A 24428-nucleotide genomic window follows, 5' to 3' on the forward strand; every position below is an offset into this window, starting at 1 on the left:
CGCCAGGGGAGGAAACATGACGACGATCCGTACGCCGAAGGAGGTTTATGATTTCTGGTTCATCCGATGCGGCCGGGAGCTGTGGTTTCGCGCGACGCCGGAACTCGACGTGGAGATCCGCGAAGGCTTCCGCGATACCCATCTGGCTCTTGCCGCGGGTGTTGACGCCGAATGGCGGGGGGATGCGGAGAGCCGGCTGGCGGCTGTCATCGTGCTCGACCAGTTTCCCCGCAACATCTATCGCGGCACGGCGCTTGCCGTTGCGACCGATGGGCTGGCACTTCGGGAAGCCAAGCTCGCGCTTGCATCGGGCGCCGATCAGGCGGTCGAGGCCGCATGCCGTACCTTTTTCTACATGCCCTTCGAACATGCCGAGGACCTTGGGGAGCAGGAGCGATCGGTGGAACTGTTCGGCGCGCTCGGCGATGCGGAATATCTCGATTATGCGATCCGCCACCGCGACGTGATTGCCGCCTACGGCCGCTTTCCGCACCGCAATGCCATGCTCGGACGCGAGTCGACGGCTGAGGAATGCGACTATCTCTCCCGGCCCGATGCCGGTTTCTGAGGGTTTCCAGCGAGCTTCCGCCTTTCTGTCGCCTTTCTTTACTAAGACAAGCTGGCATTCTATTCCGACGACAACCTTTCCCGGAGGCGCTTTTGCGGCTGAGACCGATCCTGCTTCGCACCATTCTTCTGCTGACGCTGGCGGTCGCCGGCGCGCATTTCAAGGGTGCTGCGGCCTTCGCGCAGGAGCCGCAGGCGGCGGCGCAGGCACCGGCGGCGGCGCAGGCGCCGCTCGCCGATATGCCGTTTGACCAGGCGACAAAGGAAATCGACAAGGCGAAGGTCCAGCTGACGGCGCTTCAGGACGGCGTCAAGCAAAATGCCGACAATGACGATGCCTTGGTCGGGCTTGCGACCAAGGCCGACGAGCTCAGCCGCGCCGTCATCACCATATCGGTCAATCTCAGGCCGCGTTTCGACCAGATCAAGAACCGGCTTGCCGAGATCGGCGATCCGCCGAAGGACGGGCAGCCGCCTGAAGCCGAGATCGTCACCCAGGAGCGCAACGCGCTCGCCGCCGAACGCGCGCAGATCAACGCGCTGACGGGCGATGCCGAAAACCTCTCGATCACGGTGACGAAGCTCGTCAACGAGATCACCGAGATGCGGCGGCGGCTGTTTGCCGATACGCTGCTCAGGCGCACCGAGATTTCGGTCTCGGTGCTCGACGATGCCGGCAGCGCCTTCGTGCACGAGGCCAGCGAATTCTCGCACGCTCTGTCGAGCTGGGCCACCTTCGTTTGGAAATTCAAGCGTTTCCCAATGTTTGCCGCGATCTTCCTGTCGCTCGCCTCGGCGCTGATCCTACTCTCCGGCAGTTACCGGCTGTTCGGCTCCTACCTGCGCCGCGACGAGGCTGTCGAGAATCCGTCCTATATCGGCCGGCTGTCGATCGCCTTCTGGTCGACGTTGATCCGCACGCTGGCGCTCTCGGTGCTGCTCGTCACTTCGTTCTTTTTCCTTAACGGGTTCAATGTGCTGAGGCCCGATATCGCGCCTGTCATTGGCGCCCTGTTCGGGGCGATCGGGCTTGTCTATTTCGTCGGCCGCTTCGTCAACGCCATCTTCGCGCCGCGCGAACCGCGCTGGCGGCTCGTGCGGCTTTCCAATCTCGGCGCGCGCTCGATCGGCTACTGCCTGCTGGCGATGGCGATCGTCAACGCGCTCGATTATCTGTTCGGCACGATCGGCGAGGCGATGGGCTCGCCGCTGGTCCTGACCGTGGTCAGAAGCCTGATTGCTGCGCTGATCATCGGCCTGATCCTGATCGCGGTCTCCTTCGGCAGACCGATGCTGGCGAAGAACGGCGATCCCGATGCGCCGGGAAGGCATTGGCCTCGCGGCATGGCGATCATCCTGCGGGTCGTCGGCGCCGGCCTCATCCTCACAGCGCTCACGGGTTATGTCGGGCTCGCGCGCTTCGTCGCCACGCAGCTCATCATCACCGGCGCGCTGGTCGCCACCATGTATGTCGGCCTGCTCTCCGGCAAGGCGATATCAAGGCAGGAAAGCTTCGGCGATACCTTCTTCGCAAGCTTCCTGACGCGCCGCTTCAAGCTCGGGCCGGTGGCGATCGATCAGGCTGGCCTGCTCGTCGGCCTTGCCATCTATGCGGTGGCGCTTCTCGTCGGCATCCCGCTGATCCTGCTGCTCTGGGGCTTCCATGTGCAGGATCTGCAGATTCTTGCCTATCGGCTGTTCACCGAGGTCAGGCTCGGCGGTATCAGCATCTCGCTGCTCGGCATCTGCACGGGCATTCTCTTGTTTGCCGGCGTCTACCTGCTGACGCGCTGGCTGCAGCGCTGGCTCGATGGCAATGTGATGGCCAGAAGCCATGTCGATCTTGGCGTGCGCAATTCGGTCAAGACGGGCATCGGCTATCTCGGCGTCGGCATAGCGGCGATCATCGGCGTTTCGGCGGCCGGCATCGACCTGTCGAGCTTCGCGCTCGTCGCTTCTGCACTTTCGGTCGGTATCGGTTTCGGTCTCCAGAACATCGTCTCCAACTTCGTCTCCGGCCTGATCCTGCTCGTCGAACGGCCGTTCAAGGTCGGCGACCATGTCGTTTCCGGCACGGCCGAAGGCATCGTTAAACGCATTTCGGTGCGCGCCACCGAGATCGAGACCTTCCGCAAGCAGTCGATCATCGTGCCGAATTCTGATTTGATCAACGGCCTCGTCGGCAACTGGACGCACCGCAACAAGATCGGCCGCTCGGAAATCCCGGTTTCCGTCGCCTACAACGCCGATCCGCAGCAGGTGATGGACATCCTGCTGGAACTGACGGCCAAGGTTCCGCTCGTCATGCGCAATCCGGAGCCGCATGTCGAATTCCTGCGCTTCGGCCCCTATTCGCTGGATTTCGAGCTGCGCTTCTTCCTCGCCGACATGGGTGACGGCATGGCGGTGCGCAACAATCTCAGGATCGAGATCCTCAAGCGCTTCAAGGCCGAGGGCATCGAGATCCCGCTGCCACAGACCGACCTTACCATCCATCGGGAGGCTCGTCCCGCGCTTGCCGATGCGGGCAGGGATCAACCCAACGAGCAGGAAAACTCGGCGGACACGCACATGGAGGAGGAAGAGCTGCCGGTGCGGCAATTGCGCAGCAAGACGGCAGACGGCAATCGGAAAGGCTGAACGGGTCATTCAGCCATCATTCACAGCTATATGTGCATGATCTCCACTATCGGGATCGCTGCCGGGGGCAGCACCGATCGTTCGAGGGGAGGGCGCGCCAGCGCCGCCGCACATGATGGCAAGGTTTGCCGCCGTTCTGCTTATCCCGCTGCTTGCCGCACCCGCGGCTGAAGCGGCATCCATCACCAACACCGACCCAGCCGCCGTCGTGCTCGTCATCACCGAGGGCGGCCAACGCGCCGAGGTGGTGGTCGATGCCGGCGCTTCGGAAAACCTCTGTGCTTCCGGCTGCTTCATGACAACGCCCGACGGCGACCGCATCGGGCTCGACGGCGGCGAGACGGTCGACATCGTCAAGGGCTCGGCCGTCGTCAAGTAGCGCCTGTCCTGATTAATGCGCTCAAGCTTCTCGGGGATTGGGAACAGTTTCCGGCCGGGCAACCGGGCGCGTCAGCCGCATAATGGCGAAGAATGCGGCAACGGCGACGGTGCTGAGCAATGCAGCGATCGACAGCGACCACGATACGCCGAGATTGCCCATCAGGAAGGCGAGCGCGAACGGCGCCATCGAGGAGACGACGAGACGGACCGACATGATTTGTCCTTGCCGCCGGCCGTAGCCATCGCTTCCGAAGAGCGCGAGCGGCAAGGTTCCGTAGACGATGCTGTTAAGGCCCGAGCCGAGGCCGAAAACGACGGCGAAGACCAGCGCGCCGGGCACCGAGGGTGCGGTGGCGATGAGGATGACAAGGGCTGCCGGCAGCAGGATGGCGCAGATGATCGCCAGCATCACTTGCGACAAGCTCTCGCCAAAGACCATGTTGATGAGGCGGCTCAGCACTTGCGACGGGCCGAAGAGCGTTCCGACCACCACTGCCATGGCACCGAGGCCGAGTGCCGACATCACCGGCACCATGTGAACCAGAAGTGCCGAGTTCACGAAGCTTTCCAAAGCAAAGCCGATCACCATCAGGATAAAGGCCGGCCTGCGCACCGACGGCGGAAGGCTCGGCTCGACGCGTTTTGCGGCCACCTCTCCGGTCCGTTTCCTGGTTTCGCTGACCCCATGGGAGAGCCAGGCATGAATGGGAAGGCAGACCACTAGATTGAGCGCGGCGAAGATCAGATAGACGTTCTGCCATGAAAGATGCGCGTGCAGTGCCGTGGTGATCGGCCAGAAGATGGTCGAGGCGAAGCCGGCGATCAGGGTCAGATAAGTGATGCTGCGCTGGGCGACGCGCGGTCTGATCTGCACGAGCAGGGCGAAGGCGGCGCCATATTGCACCAGGTTCGAGGCGATCTCGATGCCGATCAATGCCGCGACGAAAGCGATCTTTCCCGGCGCGAAGGCGCAGGCGACGAGGGCAGCGGCGGCAATCGCCGAGCCTGATGTCATGATCCTGCCTGCGCCGAAGCGATCGATCCACGTGCCGATGAGAGGTGCGGCAAGACCGCCGATCGGAGGGCCGCGGAGAGCGCGCCGAAGATCCATTCCGATGACCAACCCAGATCACGGGCCATGTCGGGGGCGAGGATGCTGAAGCTGTAATAGAGCGATCCATATCCGATGATCTGCGTGAGCCCGAGCGCGGCAATGGCCGCTACCGGCGGTCGTTCGGTGCTTGTCATAGGGATCTGAGGCTCACGCGCTGTTCGAGCTTTTCGGCTTCTTCCTTCCGCTCGCTGTAGCGGTCGGTCAGATAGTTCGAGGCATCACGGGTCAGCAGCGTGAACTTCACCAGTTCCTCGCAGACGTCGACGACGCGGTCGTAATAGGATGAGGGTTTCATACGGCCGTCCGCGTCGAATTCCTGAAAAGCTTTAGCGATAGAGGACTGATTGGGAATTGTGATCATCCGCATCCAGCGGCCAAGCACGCGGAGCTGGCCTACCGCATTGAAGGACTGGGAACCGCCGGAGACCTGCATCACCGCCAGCGTCTTGCCTTGCGTCGGCCGGACCGAGCCGACCGACAATGGAATCCAGTCGATCTGCGCTTTCATGATGCCGCTCATTGCGCCATGCCGTTCAGGGCTGACCCACACCTGGCCTTCCGACCATGCAGACAATTCACGCAGCTCTTGGACCTTTGGGTGGCTCGCCGGTTCCGCGTCGGGCAGCGGCAGACCTTCCGGATTGAAGATCCGCACTTCGCACCCAAAATATTCGAGCAGCCGCGCGGCCTCCTGCGCGAGCAGGCGGCTGTAGGACACCGCCCGCAGGGAGCCGTAAAGGATCAGGATGCGCGGTTTGTGCGTCGAGAACGCCGGCCTGAGTGCATCCATATCCGGTTGACGCAGATGTTCCGGGGATGCTGCGGGCAGATCAGACAATGCGTTTGCCTTCGGCATCGAGCACCTTTTCGCCATCTTCCTTGGTGAAGGCGCCCTTGTACGTTTCCGGCAGGATTTCGAGGACAAGTTCCGACGGTCGCGACAGGCGCGTACCGAGAGGGGTGACGACGAAAGGCCGGTTGATCAGGATCGGATCTTTTAGCATCGCGTCGAGAAGCTGATCGTCGCTTAGATCGGGATTGTCGAGGCCGAGTTCGGCGTAAGGTGTATCCTTCTGGCGAATGGCATCGCGCACGGTCAGGCCGGCATCGGCAATCATCTTGCCCAGTTCGTGACGCGACGGCGGGTTTTCCACGTATTCGATGATGGTCGGTTCGATGCCGGCATTGCGGATCATCGCCAGCGTGTTGCGGGAGGTGCCGCAGGCAGGGTTGTGATAGATGGTGACGTTCATAGCTTTGCCTCTGACGACAGGGTTGAAGACGCGCCTGGCTGCAGCAGCCAGGTGAACAGGAAAAGGGCTGCGACCGCGCCTGATATTTCGGCGATCCAGAAGCCTGGCAGATCGACCGGGCGGATGCCGGAGAAGGTGTCGGTCAGCGAGCGGGCCAAAGCGACGGCCGGATTGGCGAAGGAGGTAGAGGCGGTGAACCAGTAGGCGGCAGTGATATAGAGCCCGACCAGCCACGGCACCGCCTTCTGCTCGAACTTGATGCCGGCGAGGATCACCGCCACCAGCCCGAAGGTCGCAATACCTTCGGAAAACCATTGCGCGCCACCAGTGCGAACCTTGCTTGACAGCTCGATCAGCGGCAGGTCGAACATCAGGTGGGCGGCGATCGTGCCAATCACGCCGCCGGTAAACTGCGCTACGACATATCCGCCGAGGTCGCGTCTCGCCAGCGTGCGCGACATTGCGAAGATCAGCGAGACTGCCGGATTGAAGTGGGCACCGGAGATCGGCCCGAGAATGGTGATCAGCACCACCAGGATGGCGCCGGTCGCCAGCGTGTTGCCGAGCAGGGCAAGCCCCACATCCTGCGTCAGCGATGTCGCCATGATGCCGGACCCGACGACGGTCGCGACCAGCATAGCGGTGCCGAGGGCTTCAGCGACCAGACGGCGCGGCAGATCGAACGACGCCATCAGCCGGCCGTCGCCGGTTTTGCGGTCGTGCCTTCCATGGCGCCGATCTGATGCAGGTGCGTTTCCAGCGCCAGCTTGTCGATCGAGCTCAGCGGCAGACTGAGGAAGGCCATGATCCGGTTCTTGAGGAAGCGGGCGGCCTGCGCGAAGGCGCGGCCCTTCTCGACCTCGCTGCCCTCGACGGCTGCCGGATCCTCGACGCCCCAATGGGCGGTCATCGGATGGCCGATCCAGACAGGGCAGGCCTCGCCGGCGGCGGTGTCGCAGACGGTGAAGATGAAGTCCATCTCCGGCGCGCCAGGCTCGGCGAATTCGTCCCAGTTCTTCGAGCGGAAGCCGGTCGAGGGATAACCCAGCGCCGCAAGCTCCTTCAGCGCCAGAGGATTGACCTCGCCCTTCGGCTGGCTGCCGGCCGAATAGGCCTTGAACCGGCCCTTGCCTTCGGTCTCGAGGATCGATTCCGCCAGGATCGAGCGGGATGAATTGGCGGTGCAGAGAAAGAGCACATTGTAAACGCGGTCTATGGTCATTGTAGTTCCCCCTTGGTTGCAGGTGCACAGCATGCGGCGACGGCGGCAGCCGGAGCGCAGATTTCCGGGTTCCCGCCGCAGCAATCCTCCATGAGAAAACGGATCAGTCCGCCGAGCGCCTCGTAATTGGCGGTGTAGATGATCGAGCGGGATTCACGCTGCTGGGCAATCAGGCCGGAGCGCTCCAGCTCCTTCAGATGGAAGGAAATGTTGGACGGCGAGACCTCCGCCTTTTCCGCGATGGCGCCTGCCGCCATGCCGTCGGGGCCGGAGACCACCAGCATACGGATGATGTGCAGGCGCGTCTCCTGCGAAAGCGCGCCGAATGCGATCAGGGCTTGACGTTGATCCATATTTCAATAATCCTTGAATGGTTGAAACGAGGATTAGCGCAAATGAACGTCATCGACAACAGTAAAATTCAAGAGAACGACATCGATCTCGGCCTGCTGCTCAGTGTGCTTACCGGCGCCAAGGATTCTCCGCTGATTTTCTATTATGACGGCAAGGCGGTGAAGCCTGGCTATCATGTCACCGAAGTCAAGGCGGGCCAATTCTCCGGTCTGGATTGCGGCGCGAATCCTGAGGCCTGGACGGAGATCTTCATCCAGCTCTGGGACATCGAGGAGGATGACCGCACGCATATGCCGGCCGGCAAGTTCTATTCCATTATCCGCAAGGCGACGGATCATGTGCAGTTGGATGGTTCGGCCAAGCTCACCTTCGAAGTCAGCGACGGCGTGCAGCCGATACAGCTGTACTGCGCGGCGATGCCGGTACTTCGCGCCGGCGCCGTCCACGTTGCGCTTTCGCCGCGGCCGGCAAGCTGCAAGCCGCGCGACCGCTGGCTGGCGGAGGAAAACAGCAATGCAGCGGCCTGCTGCGGGCCGTCATCGGCAACGAGCGGCTGCTGCGCTTGAGAGTAGATGTGTGGCAGTGAGACTCTCGGATTGTATTGACTGACCACCAGTCAGTTGTATAAATGGAGTCTGCCGGCGTCATGCCGAAGCCATCCACCTATCGCCCGGGAGATCGCAATGACCGCGCAGACCCTGTTGAACTCGCTGTTCCAATACAAAGCCAGCGTTGACGACGAGCTTCTCGATGCGCTCAGCGCACTCAGCGCACTCAGCGCACTCAGCGCACTCGGCGCAGAGGCGCAATCCGACGACTTTCGCTCGGCCGTTCGTGTGCTCAATCACGCCCATCTCGTTGATCGCATTTTCGCTGCCAATCTTCAGGGGCTGGATCATGCCTACAAGGCGAACTGGAGCCGCGAAGCGCCGCCGCTGGCGCAACTGTCGTCCGATATCCGCGCCACGGATCGGTGGTATATTGGCTACACCTCCCGAATAGGTCCCGAGGAGATGGAGGAGATCATCGACTTTACCTTCACCGATGGCGGACGCGGGCGCATGTCCCGCGAGGAGATGCTGGCCCATGTCGTGACCCACAGCGGCTATCATCGCGGTGAAGTCGGCCGCCTGCTGCCTCAGATCGAGAGCACCGCCATGCGCGACGTGTTTACCGGCTACCTGCACAGGACCGATCCCGCGCGCCGTCAACAATAAAAGGCCTGCCTGCCGATGCCGGACAATCCTGTTTCAAAACCGAGAACCAAGCCGCCCGAAGAGCGGCGCGACGAGCTGATGACCGCGGCCGAGCGGCTGTTTCTGGAAAAGGGCCTGGAGCAGACCACGATCGAGGAGATCACGACCGGGGCGGGGGTCGCCAAGGGCACCTTTTACCTGCACTTTTCCTCGAAGGCCGACGTTCTCCAGGCGCTGCGCGCCCGCTTCGTGCAGGGTGTGCTGGATGGCATCGTCGCGGCAGTCGAAGGACGGCGGCAAGGGGATTGGCGCGGGAAGCTGGCGGCCTGGTCGACTTCATGCGCCACTGGCTATCTCGACGCGGCCGGGCTGCATCATCTCGCCTTCGTGGCAGCCGCTCCTGCAACGCGGGAGGGGCTTTCGCGCAACATCCTGATTGATCATCTGAACGAATTGCTTGCCGCCGGTGCTGGCGAGAATGCCTGGTCGGTCAGTGATCCCGGCTTTACGGCGGTGTTTCTGTTCAACGCTCTGCACGGCGTGGTCAATCAGCCCGGCATCGGTGAGACGCCCGCGGCCCGCGCCGAATTGCTGCGGGCGCTAGAGGGGCATTTCCTACGTGGGCTGGGATTGCCGTCAGGCATTGATTGAGGGCTGGGCATCCCACCATCTGAGCACCCGCATCGCCCGGAGCGTCACCCACCGTGAGGGCTTGCCTTGCCCGTCATCGACCTCGAACCACACCCGACCGGCAGGGCTGTCGTCGAGCGGCCAACTGCCGTCCTGCAAGCGTCTGGAACGAAGGTGGTCGATTGCCTCGCCGAGGCGCGGATCGGGATCGGCGCCGGTCAGGATCGCGCTGGCGCGGAAATAGTCGAGCGCGCGCAAAATGTCGTAGCGCCAGCGGTTCGGGTGCAGGAAGTGCAGAAAGTGCTGGTCTGCCGACTCGCCCGTGCCGAGGCGGCGGAAGAGGTTGCGGGCCAGCAGAAACTCCTCGCCCGTCCTGCGCGCCTCTCGAGACGGAGGCGTGCCGCCGGTCGATCTCTCGTATTCCAGCAAGCCTTCCAGCACGTTGATGGTGCTGGCGAAAGACGAGCGGACAGAGCCGTTGATCCGCTCGCAGTTCCAGCCGCCGTCGTCGAGACGCTCGCCGGCCAGCCTGTCGACGATGGGCGAGACGTCGACGCCGAAATAGGCCCCGTCGGCAACGGTGCGGCCGTTGATGCACTCCTCGACTTCGCCCTCCCAGTAAGGTTGGCCGCCTTCTTCCCAACGGGCGTTGGCGCCGATCAATTTGACGGTGCGCCTGGCACAACCGCAGGCGGGATCGAGACCGAATTCCCGCAATTGCGACAGCGAGAAGGTTGTGGCCGTCCACGGCTGGCCATGCTCCTTCCACTCGCGCGGGTCGAAACCGGCGGGCAGGAAGGCGCCGCCTGCCCATTGCCCGTCCTCGTCCTGGCAGGAGAGCAGCCTGGCGCCCCAGCCCTCGGTCTCGACTTTGGCCCGCTCAGTCATCCATTCCCGCGCCGGAGCATCGAGCAGGTCACGCATCACCTGCCATCGGATCGATGGGTCGGAGTCGAGAAGCCATTCGATCACCGGGTCGGATTGGATCATGGGCGAACCTGTCGGCGGGTCGGGGTCGATGGCTCGTTTATAATCGCTTCGGCTGAGCAGTGCCACCCGGACAGGTCCACGGGAAATCGTCTAAATCCGACGGTTGTCGGCGAAAGCCTGTTCGATGCCGAGAATGTGGCGCTTCGCGCCTGATTTCTTAATCATATCCGCAAAGAAATCGGAGGCGGGCCTATTGGGCTGCCTCTTCGTTTAGAACAGGGCGCGCCGATTAATAATTATTCAAATCAATTGATGTATCAGTTTGACCCGGGGACAGATTTTACATCAAAGGTTTGCTATGGCGTTTCTAGGTATTTCGGGGATGCAATATTCCGGGGAAATGTTTGCTGGTGCGCGTATTATTGTCGCGGAAGATTCCAACGTATTCACCTCGATGATCAGCAAACGCCTCAAGGAGCTGTTTGACATTGATGTCGAGATCTGCCGCAGCTTCGAGGATCTGCAGGTTTCCTACGACAAGTCTTCCGATCCGATCACGCTGGCGATCTCGAACATCAACCTGCCCGGCGCCGAAAACGGCGAAGCGCTCGAATATCTGGTCGATCTCTCCATCCCGACCATCGTTTTCACCGGCACCTTCCATGAAAACATGCGCGATAAGCTGATGGCCAAGGATATCGTCGACTATATCCTCAAGGACAATATCTTCGCCGTCGACCTTCTGGCGGAATCGATTTGCCGCTTCCTCACCAATCATCGCCACCACGTGTTGATCGTCGACGATAGCGCGACTGCGCGCGCCCTGCTGTCAAGCCGGCTGAAGCGCTACAATTTCCGTGTCAGCGTCGCCGAGAGTGGCGGCAAGGCGCTGGAAATCCTGAAGGCCAACCGCGATATCGGCCTTGTCATCACCGACTACAACATGCCCGACATCGATGGCTTCGAACTGACGCGGCGCATCCGCGCCAGTATCGGCTCGCACGAACTGCGCATCATCGGCGTTTCCTCCTCCTCGAACCGGCTGCTTTCAGCGCGATTCCTGAAGGCCGGTGGCAATGATTTCATGCTGCGCCCCTTCATCGACGAGGAGTTCTACTGCCGCGTCAACCAGAACCTCGATACGCTGCTGCAAATTCAATCGATGCGCAAGGAACGGGCGGTTGCCTGACGGCTCTTCCAGTATCGGTATCGCGAGGGGGGCGGATATCACTGTCGGGGACAGTCGTCGAATTTCTGCAATTACAGGTAATATCGCCGTTATTTGTCCCCTTCACGCGCACCGGCCTCTCGGTTATCTTCCCCACCGGGGAGAGGGCCGAGTCGAGCCCATTGGACGCATCGGGGAGTAGCGGCTGTGGCTTTTCAAGCGGATTTCCAGCGAGATGGTATCGGGCTGCGCTCCGGCGGGCTCAAAATACTTCTGGTTGAAGATTCCCGGATGTTTTCCGCGGTGCTCTGTCACCGGTTCCAGACGGAGCTCGGCCTTGCCGTCAAATCCTGCCCGTCGCTGAAGTCTCTTCGTAAGGAACTTGCCGATGACGCTCACGGCTACACCATGGCCGTCGTCGATCTCAACCTGCCGGATTCGCCCTATGGCGAAGCGCTCGACTGCACGATCGAGCACGATATACCGGCGATCGTCTTCACCGCGACATTCGATCTCAACACGCGCAACAAGATCATGGAGCGCAATGTTATCGATTACGTGCTGAAGGACAATGAATTCGCGCTCGACAATCTGGTCGCCACCGTCCGGCGGGCGATCTCCAACCGCAAGACGCGGGTGCTCGTCGTCGACGATGTCGTCTCGGCGCGCCAGGTTCTCGTCGACCTCCTGAAGGCACAGCAATATCTCGTCGTCGAGGCAAATTCGGGGCTCGAGGCGCTGGCAGCACTCGAGGCCTATAGCGATATCGAGCTCGTCGTCACCGACCACCACATGCCCGATATGAGCGGTTACGAGCTGACGCGGCGCATCCGCCATCGTTTCGGTTCGGACAGGCTGCGCGTCATCGGCGTTTCCTCCTCCAACGACCGCATGCTGTCGGCGAGTTTCCTCAAGGCCGGCGCCAGCGATTTCGTCTATCGGCCCTTCGTCGCCGAGGAGCTGCAATGCCGCATCGCCAACAATGCCGAAACGCTGGCGCAGATGCGGCAGCTGAGGGCGGCGGCCGCCTGCGACTACCTGACCGGCCTCTATAACCGCCGCTATTTCTACGACAACGGCCCGAAGCTGGTGAACGAGTGCCTGCGGCTGAAAGTGCCGAGCTCCGTCGCCATTCTCGATATCGACCATTTCAAGCGGTTGAACGATACCTATGGCCACGAGATCGGTGACAAGGCGCTGAAGGCTGTCGCAAACAGGCTGTTTACGATCTTCGAAGGCAGCGATAATCTTCTCTCGCGGCTCGGGGGCGAGGAGTTCGCTATCCTCTTCCCACAGATGGATTCGGCAGCCGCGACCAAGCTCTGCGACGAGATTCGCTCGGACATTTCGCGGCTGAAGGTCACGGCCGACGACGAGGAACTCGGCGTCACGATTTCGATCGGTATCGCCGAGATCGGCGGTTACGAGACCTTCGAGAATTACCTCAACGCCGCCGACCAGTTTCTCTACATGGCCAAACACAGGGGCCGCAACCAGGTCTATTCCGACGCCAGGATGACGGAAGAGGCGGCGCAATAGCGCCTCCGGGGCGGGGCCAAGCCGCCGCCTTAATCTCAGGCGGCGACGATTGCCTCAGGCGGTGGCCCCTTTCTAATGTCTCAAGCGGCGACGGCTGTCTTATTGTCTCAAGCGGCGACGGCCTGGCGAGCGGTCGCCATGGTCATCTTACGCTCGGCGCGCTCTTGCTGCGGCGAGCGATGGTAGAGTTCGCGATAACACTTGGAGAAATGCGAGGCCGAGACGAAGCCGCAGGCGACGGCGACCTCGACGACCGGCATCGAGGACTGCACCAGAAGATGGCGCGCACGATCGAGGCGGATTTCCAGATAGTAGCGGGCCGGCGAGCGGCCCATCTCCTGACGGAACAGCCGCTCGATCTGGCGGCGCGAGAGGCCGGCGCCATCGGCAATCTCGATCAGCGACAGCGGCTCGGCGAGATTGCCTTCCATCAGCTCGATGATCGACAGCACCTTGGCGTTCTGCACGCCGAGGCGGGCGCGCAGCGGCAGGCGCTGGCGGTCGTGCGGGTTGCGCACGCGATCGGTCAGGTGCTGCTCGCAGATGCGGTTGACAAGGCTTTCGCCAAAGTCCTCGCCGACGAGGTTCAGCATCATGTCGAGCGAGGCGGTGCCGCCGGCGCAGGTATAGAGATTGCCGTCGATCTCGTAGAGATCGGCATAGACCTCCGCCTGCGGGAAGGCTTCCGAAAAGCCCGGCAGGTTTTCCCAGTGGATGGCGCAGCGCTTGCCGTTCAGGAGGCCGGCCTGGGCAAGCACATGCGCGCCCGTACAGAGGCTGCCGACGGCTACGCCGCGATTGTAGCATTCACGCAGCCAGGCATTGACCGATTTGTTGTTGAACTGTTCGACATCGATGCCGGAACAGACGAGCACCATACCCGGCCGATTTTCGCCGCCGAGATGGCGGCGTTCCTCTGCGAGCGAGGAATTAGCCTCGACGCCGATGCCGCAGGAGGAATAGACCTTTTCCCCGTCGATGGAGGTCAGCCGCCAAGTATAGGCCTGATAGCCGAGCATGCGATTGGCGATGCGCAAGGTGTCCACGGCCGCCGAAAAGGGCAGCATGGTGAATTGCGGTACCATAAAGAAGACTATCGAACGCTTCTTGATCTGCATCCTGTTCATAGCGAAATCCATGCTCGAGGGGCGATGACACATTCGTTGCGCGGAATGCGTCGCGCCGATGTCCTGAAAGCGACACTGGCATGGAAAAATGCGGCCGGGAAGAGCAAATATGCGACATGACTGGCGATTTGGCCTGTCAAACCGCCGGAATGACCGCGGGCAGGCAGAAGACAGGCTGATAGGGGGCTGAAATTCAATGTTGAAAATGGCTTAGGGATGGATGGTCAGGCCACGAAAAAGGCGGCGTTGCGTGGTGCAGACGCCGCCCTCATCTTGGGAGGAATGTCGCATTCATTACATGGTCCGGTGTTTGTTGTCGTCCGTGCTCGGCCAGCCGATGTCCTTGCGGATGTCGAAGGGCATGGCTTCGATTTCGCGAGCCGTCTGCCAGCGTGTCCAGGCGAGGGTGAGCTTGCGGGCATAATGTGCCAGGTCGAAGCGGCCTTGGCCGGAGGTGAGGGACTTACCACCACCGCGATAGGTGAGCGTGGTCATTTTCCGGTTCCTTTCTTGGGTCAGAGGCATGGTCTCGATGGGAGGTTCGTCCATGTCCATGATCACAATATGGGCCTTGGGAACTCATCATTCAAACGAATAGAACTTATGGATAACATCAGAGATATTGAATGATGGCGGTGTGTCGGCGGTCATCCGTGACACGTTTTTGCAGTCTTTCCACCGACCTTAATCTCCGGGCCTTCCACGCAGGGGATAGCAAATTCCAGCTGAGCATGATGCCGAAAACCTGGCGGCTTTCGGCTCTGTTTCTTTGATAAATCCGAGTTCAGATTTTTGGGCTGGCCCGGCCGCAAATCATCCGCATCTAATGTGCGGCAGTTGGGGTGATGATGCCAAGATTTCCAAGCCCGGCGACGATCAGCTGGACTGCGACTGCGGTCAGCAGGATGCCGAAGACGACCTCCGAGACGATCATGGTGACTGGCTTCATGCGCTTGGCGAGCTTGTCGATGTTGGTGAACACCAGATAGTCGAACGCGCCGACGATCAGGATCAGACCGATGACGAGTATCGCGCTGGCGATCGAGACGACTTCGCCGGAGGCGATGATGATGACCGTGATGCCGACAGGATTGAGCAGGTAAGGGACGGCGAGCGGAAATACGGCCAGCTTGTCTGGATCGACGGGAGCCGCAATGTCGTCATGCGGCTTCTCTGTCGGTCCTGATGCCATCTTGATGGCAATAAGCGCGAGGATGATGCCGCCGGCGACGGCGACCGCGCCACCCGTGATGTGGAGAAGCCGCATCAGCAGAGCGCCGGTGGCGAAAAGGATCAGCGCCGTGACGACGGCGATCAGAACCATCTGGCGGCCGATGCGCACCTGGGTTTCGGTATCGAAGGCGTGGGTCTTTTCCAGAAACGGCACCAGGGCGATCTTCGGCCCCATGCCGATCAGAAGCAGCAGCAGAAGTTTTCCGACGAGTGCGGCATCGATGACTGTGAAATCCATGGAACGTACCCTCTAAAATTTGTGGCGCGGAGATCGAGGCCCTGCCCACTTTGGGGAGGGTAGTACGAAGAGAACCAAAACGGGCTCGCCAGTCTTCTGCGAGCCGCTCAGCGCGGGCATACGTCCCAGAAACCCGTCGTCTTGGCGGGCGAGGTGTAGTACCAGCATTGACCAGACTGCGGCGGCGTATCTGCCAATGAAACGGCAGCAGTTCCGGCGACGAAGCCGATGGCGGCGCCTGCGGCGATGGCAGTGCCCGGTCGCCAGTAGCGGCGCGGGGCGACGACCACGACGCCGCGCCGGACGGGCGGCCGGACGGCAGGACGGGTGCGCCCGACTGCAGCGCATCCGCGCGGCCCGCAGGCCGCAGCACCGCAGCCTCTCGGGCCGCATGCCGCTACGCCGCGGCGTGCGGCTTCGGCCGTCGCCGGAACGAAGAGGGGGGCGCAGACCATCATCAGCACGGCAAGTGTCGCAAGCATGTGCGACAGGATGTCCAGGATCTTCATCGCATTTCCTCCCATTGCTTTCGTGTCCTGTTTCATGGCCTGAAGAGTGCCGCTCTCAGGCCGGGTTCGCGGCGGTCGCCGCACTCTGCGCTGCGAGCGTCTGCTGGGCAGCGGCAGCAACAGCGTCGTCCTTTCCGCCTGAGACTTGGACGGTCGGCACGGCCAGCTTGATGCCGTTTTCGTTGAACGCCTGATGGATCATCCGCAGAGCCCGCCGCTTCAGCGTGAACTGCTGGCCGGGAAGCGTCATGACCTTCATTCGCAGGAGCAGGCCGGAGTCGCCCAGGCTGTCGATCCCCTGCATCTTCAGCGGCTCGATCGTGGTCGGTTTGAACTCCGGATCCTCGAACAGTTCCAGGCCGATCTTCTTGATGATCTTGCGGGCCTTCTCGATGTCGGAATCGTAGGTAATGGTGATCGTCATCTTCTCGATCACCCAGTCGCGGCTCATGTTCTGGACTGCTCCGAGCTCGCTGAAGGGCACGATGTAGACCGCGCCGCGGTGGTGCCTGAGCTTGATGGACCGCAAGCTGAAGGACTCGACGGTGCCCTTGTAGCTGCCGCTCTGGATATATTCGCCCACCCGGAAGGCGTCGTCGAGCAGGTAGAACATCCCGCTGATGACGTCCTTGACCACGGTCTGCGCCCCGAAGCCGATGGCGACGCCGACGACGCCGGCACCGGCGATCAACGGGCCGATTTCGACGCCGAGCGACGACAGCGCCATCATGATCGCGATGGCGACGAAGAGGATCATCAGGAAATTGCGAAGGATCGGCAGCAGCGTTCTGATACGCGTGCGCCGCCGCTCCCGTTCGCTGCCGATTTCAAGGACGGCCTCAGTGTCGCCGAGCTTGCGATCGATCAGGACTTTCACGACGCTCCAGGCGAGATCGACGATCAGGAGAATGATCCCGGCACTGAGGAGGCCGCGAACGAGGCGCAGAATCGGCGAATCCTGCATGGTCATCTGCGTCAGCCTGACGTCCAGGGCGTCCGCAAGCAGAACGATCGCTCCGACGATCAGCGCTGCCCTGATACCACGCTCGACGATCACCGAGACAACGGTGCCTTTCTTGTGTCCGTCCTCTTCGGCAGCGGAAGACCGCAGAATATTGTTGACCGACGCCTTGGTGAGGGCGATGGCCCCGGGCAGGGCGGCACAGACCACCGCGATCCAGAACAGCTTCATGGCGCCGACCACCCATAGCAGCCAGACGGCTGCGAAGTAGACCGTCCAGAGCCAGTTCCGTGCGCGCAGGCCGATCCGGCTGGCTTGGCCGGTAGACAATCGGGACGGACGTCTCCAGACTGCTTCGATGCCGATGACGAGCAGCACGAGGCCAAGCGAATAGGCCACGAGTTGCCGGGCCGGTACGGAAAAGCCGAGGGTGCCGAGCAGGCGGATGGTCACCCAGCCAAAGGCATACCAGCCGACGAGATAGCCCAGGCGTTTCGCCCAGTGGCCGGCGGCATCCTTGGTGATCGGGACGACACGGAACCGACCCTCTTCCTCTGCTCGCGGTGCCAGAAGCACGTCGAAAAGCGCGCTCGCCAGACGGAAGACGACGATCGCGAAGAGGTATCCGACGACGATCTCCCTGACAACAGGCGGCCATTGGAACAGCAGGAAGAAGCCGATGCTGCCGAGGCCGAAGGAAAGGACGTAACATGCCGCCCACAGAAGCCTCGCAGCCAGTGCGATCAACCTTTCGCGAACCGTGGCAAAGGGCGCGCGCGCCATCCAGGAGCGCCAGCCGGCGCTGATCCACCAGAACAGCCATTGCGCGGCCAGCCCGACGGCAACGAAGGCCGCGACCAGAAAGATCGGCCGTGTCCCGCCGTTCGCCTGGATGTCCCGTTCGAGTACGGCCCCGCCGCGCATCGTCTCCAGGGGAAAGGACTGGATGGCGCCGAGAAGGCCGGAGGCGTGGGCACGGAACCGCATCGCGAATTCGGAGAATGAAGGGTCGCGGTTCGGGACTTCCAAAGGCGGCTCTGCCGCGGGTTTGGCTGCTTGCGATTGCTGCTGGAGGAAGCGCTGGACGTCGGGATCCGAGAACATCCCGATAAAGCGCTGGACACTTTCCGGCTGTGGGCTTGCAGGCGTCACGCTCTGGGCCATGGCAATCGAAGCACCAAGGAGGACGGACACCAGGGCAGCCCCGGTAAAAAGCGATCTAAACATGCGGATCCTGGAAAGTAATAACATCGTTTATCCTGATCTCGATGAACCTGTTCGCCTGCCGGTTCCTAAGCCGTCATTGCCGGCACGACTCCTTCGACCGGCCTGCGGCAATGCAGTCGGGCGCTCGCGGCTGCGTACCCACGGGACCTGTGAGGCCGCTGACCTGGCCGGCGTAATTATCTCTGGTATCGGCATCGACGACGGCGACCGGGGCGGCAAGGATCAGGCCGGCTGCGCTGCCTGCCGCCGCCGCAGTGCTCGTCGTCGCGGCAAGGATCTTGTCCCCGAGCCCGACCTTGCTGTCGGTCAGCGTCTGGCCGTCGGAAATCCGCGCGCCGATGAGCTGAACGACCTCGGGCGATTCCGCGAATTTTCCGTGGTTCAGCCTGTCGCCCGCCTTGACCTTGGTGAGGTCGATCACCGTGATCTGGCTGTCGGCCAGTTCCTTCTTGAAGGGCGCCTGCTCGGGATCGATGGCGCCGAGTCTGGCGACGTCGCCCCATACCCTGCGGGATACCGCGAGCGCGCGGTCGTCTCGCGAAACGAACAAGGTGAACTTCGGATGCTGCTTGCCCATGTCGACGATCTGCTGGCGGAAGACATCGACATCCACGTCGGGCGAGGCCAGCATGACATTCTCGAACTTAGCAGGGAGGCGGCCGTTGCGGATCGCCATCTGACGAAGCGCTTCCAGCGCCAGCCAGTTCCCCATGGAATGCGCCAGGATCGAGACTTCCTTCACCTCTGGATCCTTGGCGAGATACTGGAAGAGCGTCTCCAGGGCGTTGCGCGTGTAGTTGGTGCTCTCCCTGTCATAACCATATGCGAGCAGACTGCCGCGCGACGGCCATGTCACCAGCACGGGCGCGCTATGCACACCGGAATCCTTGACGATCTGAGCGAAGCGATAGACGGAATCTTCGAAACGGTTGTTGAAGCCGTGGATGAACACCAGCACGCTGCGGTCGCGGCTCTTCCTGACCGAGGCGCTCAGCCATTTCTTGGCGTCGTCGCGTGTGATCTCCTCGGCTTTCAAGGTCGCGAAGTCGGTGGCCGGGTTGGATGGAAGCCGCCTCGGCCAGGCGACTTCGCCGATCTTGCGGACGTTCGCAGGCGGGATGGATACGGTGATGTCGGCAAACGCCGGGGCGAGTGCACGCTCGCCTGTGAACATTTCGCCTTGGATCGTGGAGCGGCTGCGCGTCGTGGTCACGAGCATGTCGACCTTGGTGGCGTTGGGCGCGCTATCGGCAACGGGGATGAGTACGTTCTTCGGGTGGCCTCCGCATCCGGACAATGCGCAGAGCAGCAGCAGAGCCGAAATCCATTTCAAACCCGGGGAAAGGCTTGGCTGAATTCGGCCGTCACGACATTTTGCTGTGCTCACTGGCGTTCCTCATAGCCCTGTCAAGTTCGTACGGGCCTCGACGCCACGCGCGGCGGCGGTCGAAGTCGGCACTGGGCGAGACTATGCGAAGATGAGATGGCTTACCCGTATGATCGGGTATGTTACGGTCGGGGAGACAGTATCAGCGGGGTTGCAGGTCCGAAGTGGCGGCGCTCGACGCAATTGCATCCGGATCGGGCACCGTCATCCCCGCCTTGCGAAGTCCTTCAATCAGACGGTCGCGATCTTCAGGCTGCATGTTGCGCATCGCGAGTTCCGTTACAATGTTCGGGAGGAAGTCAGGTCGCATGCTGACGAACACCTGTCCTTCCCGGCGAGCGTCGTCCATCATGCCAGCCTCAGCGTAGATGATGGCGGCGACAACATGGAAGAGAGGGAACTTCTGCATGTTCGCCTGCCTGATCTCCAGCACGGCGGTGTGGTTGTCGCGGAGCATGTAGGCGGCCAGGGCTCGCGTCCCGCGGTAGAAGCCGCCGCTGCCCGGATTGAGGGCGATGGCCTGATCCAGGAGGGCAGCTCCACGTTGCCACTGGCCAGCGATCGCAAGCCGCGTTCCGAACTCGCCCATCAGTTCGGTGTCGTTGGGGTTGGTTGCGAGCGCCTGCTCGCCCACCCGAAGTGATTCAGCGAGCTGCCTGTCGAAGAACAGCGCCGTCATCAGCGCTTGAAGTCCGCGTGTATTGCTTGGATCGATCTGCGTTGCGCGCCTGGCGGCATCGAGCGCCCGCTGTATGGCTGAATCCTGGCCTGGTGTCGGATTGAACTTGTACCGGTCCTCATCGAGATAGACGATCGACAGCATTGCCCAGGCGGTCGCGTAGCTCGGAAACCGCGCGACCGCAGCCTCGAGGCAATCCCGGACGCGTGCATGCGCTTCGGCGCTCAGTTCGGAACGATAGGCATAGAAGCGCAACGTGCACTCATACGCACCGAGATCATCAGGCGGCGGACTGGCAGAGTCGACCTGTGCCATGACCCCGTAGGGTTGGGCGATGGCGGTCGCGACCTTTCTGGCGACATCCGTCTGGATCGCAAACAGGTCTCCCGATGCGAGATCATTGTCATAGTTCTCCGACCAGAGGATCTCGCCGTCCGACGTATCGAGCAATCTGGCTGTCACACGAAGACGCTTGCCCGACGTGCGTACCCCGCCGGCAAGGAGATAGCGTGCGCCGAATTCGGCCCGGATCTCCGATGCGCCCACATCCGCGGGGAGGGACTTGGACGTCTCGCGGCCGAAGACCTTGATCTCCTTGAACCGTGGCAGGATGGTCATCAGTTCCTCGGTCAGGCCGGCAGTGTAGAGCTGCGCCTCCGGCCCTTCGCCGAGGTTGGCAAACGGGGCCACCACGAGGGCCGGACGATCGGGCGACAGGCTTGCAACGCGTTCGAGCGACGGAGCGGGAGATCGCGGCCCGATCCAATATAGCGAAATAGCCACTGCAGCGAGCGCAGCAGCACCCGGTAACAAGATCCGCCTTGCGCGCCACCAGGGTCGGGAGCGGATCTCAGGGGGCGATGTTTCGCCAGCTTCTTCGTCTCCAGTGTCGACTGACGCCGGACAGGACCAGGTGAAGGTTGGAACATATCCGCCTTTGGGAATGTCGATCCTGACAGGATCATGCTGCCCGGCGACGAGATAATAGCGCTCAAGCGACCGCCGCAGCCGTCCGGCCTCGATCCTGACCACCGGATCGTCCTGGGTGAAGCCGGCATCCCGGCCGAACACCTCGATCGCGATCGAATAGGCTTTGATCCGGTTGCCCCGATCCTCAAGGGTTTCCGAGACGACATAGCGGAGGAACGCTGCGGCGCGACCGACGCCTGGAAATTCGGGGCTGGAGACGACACGTTCCAGTTGCTCCCTGATATCGTCGGCTTGAGGCGCCGGCCCTAAAGGAATGGGTGCTGCAGACCCCTCTGCTGGTATCCACGTCTGCATGTCTGCCCCAATCCCCCGTTGAGTCACGTCACTGCCAGACTGTATGTTACGGTAACATACTCCACGAACCCTGCGGCGTCCATGAAGATTGGGCTGGGCACACGTTGCAGAGGCAGCGTCCAAATGCCGTGAGGAGTGAACCATGGACGAAGGCATGACCGCAGTCCGTCGGCAGTTTCCAGCCAGGATCAAGGCGATCGATGATCTCTCTGCCCGCAGTGAGGACTTTCGGGAAATCTGCAGGGACTTTGCCGACGCCCAATCGGCGCTGCAGAAATGGAACGTCTCAACCGATCCAAAGCGCGGCGAGCGCGTCGTCGAATACCAGGAGCTGATCGCAGAACTCTCCAAGGAGATAGAGGGCGCGCTTGACGCCTCGCTACCGCCACTTCGCTGATATGCGCGACCAGGCCCCGGCGGCCGGCCATCGCGCGGCGTATGTTACGGTTACCTACTTGCGTTCCATCGCCTGGTAACGACCATCGCGATAGACGTCCGGCGCTGAAACTTTGCGCTTCCACGAAACGAAACGCTTCCGAAGGATATTGCCGTGGTTTCCGAAAATTTGGACGAGCCTGCCATTTCCCCAGCGCCTCGGAATCCACTCCGCAGGATAGCCCTCATCGTCGTCCTGCTGGCGCTCGTCCTGTTCGTCCTCTCCATCTTCATGGAGCGGCGCACGCCATCGACCTCGCAGGCTCAGGTCCAGGCCTATATCGTCGGCATCGCGCCCGAAGTCACCGGCCGGGTGGTGGAAGTGGGAGTCGTCGACAACTCGAGGGTCGACGCCGATCAGGTTCTCTTCCGTATCGATCCCGAGCGCTACGAGCTTGCGGTCAGTGAGGCCGAGGCGAGCCTTGCAAGTGTCGGCCAGTCGATGGGCGCGTCAACGGCTGCTGTCGATGCGGCGCAGGCAAAGCTCGTCACGGCCCAGGTCGATCGGGACAATCTTCGCGAACAATCTGCGCGCGCCGCAGAGCTGCAGCAGAGAGGCGTGTATTCCAAGGCGAGGGCCGATTCAGTCAAATCGGCTTTCGGTCAGTCAGAGGCAGCCGTCACCGGTGCCGAGGCCGAGCTGGCCAAGGCAAAGGAGCAGCTCGGGCCGAGCGGAAATGACAATCCGCAGCTCCGGGCAGCTCTGGCAGCGCTCGAAAAGGCACGACTCGATCTGCTGCGGACCACCGTTCAGGCACCTTCGGCCGGGGTCGTGACCAACCTCCAACTTACAACCGGTAAGGTCGTGTCGGCTGGACAGCCAGCCATGACCTTCATCGATGCCGGCACGATCTGGATCACTGCCGCCTTCAAGGAGAACAGCCTCGAGAAGGTCGCAGTCGGCAACCGGGCGGAAGTCCTTTTCGACGCGCTTCCCGGTCGGGTGTTTCCGGCGCAAGTCGAGAGCGTTGGTTTCGGTGTATCGCAAGGCAGCACGGACCCGAACACCGGATTGCCGACGATCCGGAGCGATAGCGGCTGGGTCCAGGAGCCGCAGCGGTTTCCGGTCCGGCTCATCATCGAGGAGGCGCAGAGGCCCAAGGGCGGCGTACGCTACGGCTCACAGGCGAGCGTCGTCATCTACACCGGCGACAACCCGGTCACCAATGCCTGGGGATCGCTCTCTATCCGCATCAAGTCGGTGCTGACATATGTCAACTGAGAGGAGCCCCGCAGTCGAGGAGCAGAAACGCAAGGGGCTTCGGGTTGCGTTCGCGGTCTCCATCGGCTTCACACTCGCAGTATCTGCGGGGGCTATCGTGCCCTTCCTCGGTCCGCTCTTTGCCGCCCAGTTTCTGCTCGGAAGTTCGCGGCCCATGCCGCTTGCGAAGACCATCGGCGCGGCGATGGTCATCCTGATCGCCGGGATGGCGATGATGGTTCTGACCAACGTGCTCGGCGACCGTCCGGCGCCGTTTCTTCTGATCCTGGGGCTAACTTATTTTGCGTGCTTCGCCGCACAGTCGACGGGAAAGGGAGGACCGGCCGTCTTTCTCGTGCTCGTCGTTTCGATCATCGTGCCGCTGCTCGGCATCCTGAATAAGGAACTCGCCAATTCCATCCTGTCCATCCTGGTCGCCGGGGTGTTGTCGGGCGCGGTTCTGATGTGGCTCGCCCATGCGGTCTTTCCCGAACCGCTCTCCGGGGAGGTCGAGGCAGTGGCGGTCGACGAGCGGCCGCCCGCCTTGCTTCGGGCGCTGGCAAACACGGTCATCCTTTTGGGCTCCGTCGTGATCTGCCTGACGAGCGACAACCTGACGGCTGCGGCAGTCATTCCCATAACAGTGGCGTCGCTGCTCGGACAGCTCGACGTCGGCGCGAGCGGGCGGGCAGCGATGGGGCTCGTGCTCGTCAATCTGTTCGGTGGCGTGCTCGCCTCCGTCGCGTATGCCGCGCTGTCGCTGCGCCCTAATCTCCTCTCGATCTTCCTCATCGTTCTCGTCGTCGTCCTCCTGCTCGGAGGGCGCGCAGCCGCCCGCTCGAAGGACGCGCCGGTATTTGCCGGCGCCCTGACGACCTTCCTGATCCTCTTCGGCCTCGGGGTCTCGCCTCTGCCGGGGAGTGCTGCAGAATCCTTCGCCACCCGCATCGTCTATGTCGCGGCGGCCTTGATCTACGCGCTGCTCTTTGCCGCGATCCTGTGGCCGCGGACCAGCAACGCGAAGAGGATATCGGCATGACGCACTTTGCTTCGGCAGCGACCTGAAACGTTAAAGCGCGTCGCGTCAAAGCGGATTCATGCTGCGCGCTTTAAGCCTTTGATTATGCATTTCGTTATCCCAAAACCGCTGCGC

General features: G+C 62.0%; 24 protein-coding genes and 1 pseudogene. 11 read left to right on the plus strand and 14 right to left on the minus strand.

Features of this window, described 5'->3' with window-relative positions:
- Positions 1-16 precede the first annotated feature (16 nt).
- The 3 genes from B5P46_RS20300 (at position 17) to B5P46_RS20310 (ending at position 3586) form a co-directional block, all read left to right on the plus strand.
- Positions 17-568, plus strand: coding sequence for a DUF924 family protein (locus B5P46_RS20300; RefSeq protein WP_129420283.1), 552 nt, complete (start codon positions 17-19; stop codon positions 566-568).
- A 92-nt stretch (positions 569-660) separates the two neighbouring features.
- Positions 661-3207 carry a mechanosensitive ion channel family protein gene (locus B5P46_RS20305; protein ID WP_129420284.1) on the plus strand — a complete coding sequence of 849 codons (2547 nt, stop codon included), beginning with the start codon at positions 661-663 and terminating at the stop codon, positions 3205-3207.
- 112 nt (positions 3208-3319) lie between these two features.
- On the plus strand, positions 3320-3586 hold the full coding sequence (locus B5P46_RS20310; RefSeq protein WP_129420285.1) for a hypothetical protein: 267 nt from the start codon (positions 3320-3322) through the stop codon (positions 3584-3586).
- Positions 3587-3607: 21 nt separating this feature from the next.
- On the opposite strand, the pseudogene arsK reads toward B5P46_RS20310, so the two are convergent.
- From arsK to B5P46_RS20340, 6 genes and pseudogenes are all read right to left on the minus strand, one after another.
- Positions 3608-4836, minus strand: a pseudogene (gene arsK, locus B5P46_RS20315) (arsenite efflux MFS transporter ArsK).
- Positions 4833-5558 carry an arsenical resistance protein ArsH gene (gene arsH, locus B5P46_RS20320; protein WP_164986518.1) on the minus strand — a complete coding sequence of 242 codons (726 nt, stop codon included), beginning with the start codon at positions 5556-5558 and terminating at the stop codon, positions 4833-4835. The pseudogene arsK and the gene arsH overlap by 4 nt, the downstream one beginning before the upstream one ends.
- Positions 5533-5955: an arsenate reductase (glutaredoxin) gene (arsC, locus tag B5P46_RS20325; protein WP_129420286.1), complete on the minus strand. Its 423-nt coding sequence runs from the start codon at positions 5953-5955 to the stop codon at positions 5533-5535. Before arsC ends, arsH begins: the two co-directional genes overlap by 26 nt.
- Positions 5952-6647 (minus strand): aquaporin, encoded by a 696-nt coding sequence (locus B5P46_RS20330; protein ID WP_129420287.1) that lies wholly within the window; start codon positions 6645-6647, stop codon positions 5952-5954. The genes arsC and B5P46_RS20330 overlap by 4 nt, the downstream gene beginning before the upstream one ends.
- Positions 6647-7177 (minus strand): arsenate reductase ArsC, encoded by a 531-nt coding sequence (locus B5P46_RS20335; RefSeq protein WP_129420288.1) that lies wholly within the window; start codon positions 7175-7177, stop codon positions 6647-6649. The genes B5P46_RS20330 and B5P46_RS20335 overlap by 1 nt, the downstream gene beginning before the upstream one ends.
- Positions 7174-7530, minus strand: a complete 357-nt coding sequence (locus tag B5P46_RS20340; protein ID WP_129420289.1) for an ArsR/SmtB family transcription factor — start codon at positions 7528-7530, stop codon at positions 7174-7176. The genes B5P46_RS20335 and B5P46_RS20340 overlap by 4 nt, the downstream gene beginning before the upstream one ends.
- Before the next feature lie 42 nt (positions 7531-7572).
- Between B5P46_RS20340 and B5P46_RS20345 the strand changes: the two genes are divergently transcribed.
- The 3 genes from B5P46_RS20345 to B5P46_RS20355 all read left to right on the plus strand — a co-directional run bounded on the left by B5P46_RS20345 (position 7573) and on the right by B5P46_RS20355 (position 9378).
- Positions 7573-8097 carry a DUF6428 family protein gene (locus B5P46_RS20345; RefSeq protein WP_129420290.1) on the plus strand — a complete coding sequence of 175 codons (525 nt, stop codon included), beginning with the start codon at positions 7573-7575 and terminating at the stop codon, positions 8095-8097.
- 117 nt (positions 8098-8214) lie between these two features.
- Positions 8215-8748, plus strand: a complete 534-nt coding sequence (locus B5P46_RS20350) for a DinB family protein (RefSeq protein WP_129420291.1) — start codon at positions 8215-8217, stop codon at positions 8746-8748.
- Positions 8749-8763: 15 nt separating this feature from the next.
- Positions 8764-9378, plus strand: a complete 615-nt coding sequence (locus B5P46_RS20355) for a TetR/AcrR family transcriptional regulator (RefSeq protein WP_129420292.1) — start codon at positions 8764-8766, stop codon at positions 9376-9378.
- Here B5P46_RS20355 and B5P46_RS20360 read toward each other — a convergent pair.
- Complete coding sequence (locus B5P46_RS20360) at positions 9364-10347, minus strand: squalene cyclase (RefSeq protein ID WP_129420293.1); 984 nt, start codon at positions 10345-10347, stop codon at positions 9364-9366. The genes B5P46_RS20355 and B5P46_RS20360 overlap by 15 nt on opposite strands.
- A gap of 298 nt (positions 10348-10645) precedes the next feature.
- On the opposite strand from B5P46_RS20360, the gene B5P46_RS20365 reads away from it, so the two are divergent.
- Positions 10646-11476, plus strand: a complete 831-nt coding sequence (locus B5P46_RS20365) for a response regulator (protein ID WP_003540610.1) — start codon at positions 10646-10648, stop codon at positions 11474-11476.
- Positions 11477-11662: 186 nt separating this feature from the next.
- Entirely contained in the window at positions 11663-12994 is a 1332-nt protein-coding gene (locus tag B5P46_RS20370) for a diguanylate cyclase (protein ID WP_129420294.1), read from the plus strand.
- A gap of 107 nt (positions 12995-13101) precedes the next feature.
- Here the strand turns inward: B5P46_RS20370 and B5P46_RS35385 are convergent, their stop codons facing one another.
- From B5P46_RS35385 to B5P46_RS20405, 7 genes are all read right to left on the minus strand, one after another.
- The gene (locus B5P46_RS35385) at positions 13102-14121 is read right to left on the minus strand and encodes a GlxA family transcriptional regulator (RefSeq protein ID WP_129420295.1); all 1020 of its coding nucleotides are present in this window, start codon (positions 14119-14121) and stop codon (positions 13102-13104) included.
- 294 nt (positions 14122-14415) lie between these two features.
- Positions 14416-14616, minus strand: coding sequence for a hypothetical protein (locus tag B5P46_RS20380; RefSeq protein WP_064653046.1), 201 nt, complete (start codon positions 14614-14616; stop codon positions 14416-14418).
- 328 nt (positions 14617-14944) lie between these two features.
- A complete protein-coding gene (locus B5P46_RS20385; protein ID WP_129420296.1) occupies positions 14945-15592 on the minus strand; it encodes a MarC family protein in 648 nt (215 codons plus the stop codon).
- Between the two features lie 107 nt (positions 15593-15699).
- On the minus strand, positions 15700-16101 hold the full coding sequence (locus B5P46_RS20390) for a hypothetical protein (RefSeq protein WP_129420297.1): 402 nt from the start codon (positions 16099-16101) through the stop codon (positions 15700-15702).
- A 55-nt stretch (positions 16102-16156) separates the two neighbouring features.
- A complete protein-coding gene (locus tag B5P46_RS20395; protein WP_129420298.1) occupies positions 16157-18313 on the minus strand; it encodes a mechanosensitive ion channel family protein in 2157 nt (718 codons plus the stop codon).
- A gap of 49 nt (positions 18314-18362) precedes the next feature.
- Positions 18363-19676 (minus strand): alpha/beta hydrolase, encoded by a 1314-nt coding sequence (locus B5P46_RS20400; protein WP_129420299.1) that lies wholly within the window; start codon positions 19674-19676, stop codon positions 18363-18365.
- Positions 19677-19818: 142 nt separating this feature from the next.
- Positions 19819-21639, minus strand: coding sequence for an adenylate cyclase (locus B5P46_RS20405; protein WP_129420300.1), 1821 nt, complete (start codon positions 21637-21639; stop codon positions 19819-19821).
- A gap of 142 nt (positions 21640-21781) precedes the next feature.
- Between B5P46_RS20405 and B5P46_RS20410 the strand changes: the two genes are divergently transcribed.
- The 3 genes from B5P46_RS20410 to B5P46_RS20420 all read left to right on the plus strand — a co-directional run bounded on the left by B5P46_RS20410 (position 21782) and on the right by B5P46_RS20420 (position 24314).
- A complete protein-coding gene (locus B5P46_RS20410) occupies positions 21782-22036 on the plus strand; it encodes a hypothetical protein (RefSeq protein ID WP_129420301.1) in 255 nt (84 codons plus the stop codon).
- A 153-nt stretch (positions 22037-22189) separates the two neighbouring features.
- Positions 22190-23296 carry an HlyD family secretion protein gene (locus tag B5P46_RS20415; RefSeq protein WP_129420302.1) on the plus strand — a complete coding sequence of 369 codons (1107 nt, stop codon included), beginning with the start codon at positions 22190-22192 and terminating at the stop codon, positions 23294-23296.
- On the plus strand, positions 23286-24314 hold the full coding sequence (locus B5P46_RS20420) for a DUF2955 domain-containing protein (protein ID WP_129420303.1): 1029 nt from the start codon (positions 23286-23288) through the stop codon (positions 24312-24314). The genes B5P46_RS20415 and B5P46_RS20420 overlap by 11 nt, the downstream gene beginning before the upstream one ends.
- Positions 24315-24428 lie beyond the last annotated feature (114 nt).

The organism is Rhizobium leguminosarum (genome assembly GCF_004123835.1).
GTDB classification, from domain to species: domain Bacteria; phylum Pseudomonadota; class Alphaproteobacteria; order Rhizobiales; family Rhizobiaceae; genus Rhizobium; species Rhizobium leguminosarum_M.

What these genes read in the sequence shown, in the direction of transcription:
- B5P46_RS20300 (WP_129420283.1), top strand. Translation starts at nt 17, where the DNA reads ATGACGACGATCCGTACGCCGAAGGAGGTTTATGATTTCTGGTTCATC.
- B5P46_RS20310 (WP_129420285.1), top strand. Translation starts at nt 3,320, where the DNA reads ATGATGGCAAGGTTTGCCGCCGTTCTGCTTATCCCGCTGCTTGCCGCA.
- arsH (WP_164986518.1), bottom strand. Translation starts at nt 5,558, where the DNA reads ATGCCGAAGGCAAACGCATTGTCTGATCTGCCCGCAGCATCCCCGGAA.
- arsC (WP_129420286.1), bottom strand. Translation starts at nt 5,955, where the DNA reads ATGAACGTCACCATCTATCACAACCCTGCCTGCGGCACCTCCCGCAAC.
- B5P46_RS20330 (WP_129420287.1), bottom strand. Translation starts at nt 6,647, where the DNA reads ATGGCGTCGTTCGATCTGCCGCGCCGTCTGGTCGCTGAAGCCCTCGGC.
- B5P46_RS20335 (WP_129420288.1), bottom strand. Translation starts at nt 7,177, where the DNA reads ATGACCATAGACCGCGTTTACAATGTGCTCTTTCTCTGCACCGCCAAT.
- B5P46_RS20340 (WP_129420289.1), bottom strand. Translation starts at nt 7,530, where the DNA reads ATGGATCAACGTCAAGCCCTGATCGCATTCGGCGCGCTTTCGCAGGAG.
- B5P46_RS20345 (WP_129420290.1), top strand. Translation starts at nt 7,573, where the DNA reads ATGAACGTCATCGACAACAGTAAAATTCAAGAGAACGACATCGATCTC.
- B5P46_RS20350 (WP_129420291.1), top strand. Translation starts at nt 8,215, where the DNA reads ATGACCGCGCAGACCCTGTTGAACTCGCTGTTCCAATACAAAGCCAGC.
- B5P46_RS20355 (WP_129420292.1), top strand. Translation starts at nt 8,764, where the DNA reads ATGCCGGACAATCCTGTTTCAAAACCGAGAACCAAGCCGCCCGAAGAG.
- B5P46_RS20360 (WP_129420293.1), bottom strand. Translation starts at nt 10,347, where the DNA reads ATGATCCAATCCGACCCGGTGATCGAATGGCTTCTCGACTCCGACCCA.
- B5P46_RS20365 (WP_003540610.1), top strand. Translation starts at nt 10,646, where the DNA reads ATGGCGTTTCTAGGTATTTCGGGGATGCAATATTCCGGGGAAATGTTT.
- B5P46_RS35385 (WP_129420295.1), bottom strand. Translation starts at nt 14,121, where the DNA reads ATGAACAGGATGCAGATCAAGAAGCGTTCGATAGTCTTCTTTATGGTA.
- B5P46_RS20380 (WP_064653046.1), bottom strand. Translation starts at nt 14,616, where the DNA reads ATGACCACGCTCACCTATCGCGGTGGTGGTAAGTCCCTCACCTCCGGC.
- B5P46_RS20385 (WP_129420296.1), bottom strand. Translation starts at nt 15,592, where the DNA reads ATGGATTTCACAGTCATCGATGCCGCACTCGTCGGAAAACTTCTGCTG.
- B5P46_RS20390 (WP_129420297.1), bottom strand. Translation starts at nt 16,101, where the DNA reads ATGAAGATCCTGGACATCCTGTCGCACATGCTTGCGACACTTGCCGTG.
- B5P46_RS20395 (WP_129420298.1), bottom strand. Translation starts at nt 18,313, where the DNA reads ATGTTATTACTTTCCAGGATCCGCATGTTTAGATCGCTTTTTACCGGG.
- B5P46_RS20405 (WP_129420300.1), bottom strand. Translation starts at nt 21,639, where the DNA reads ATGCAGACGTGGATACCAGCAGAGGGGTCTGCAGCACCCATTCCTTTA.
- B5P46_RS20410 (WP_129420301.1), top strand. Translation starts at nt 21,782, where the DNA reads ATGGACGAAGGCATGACCGCAGTCCGTCGGCAGTTTCCAGCCAGGATC.
- B5P46_RS20420 (WP_129420303.1), top strand. Translation starts at nt 23,286, where the DNA reads ATGTCAACTGAGAGGAGCCCCGCAGTCGAGGAGCAGAAACGCAAGGGG.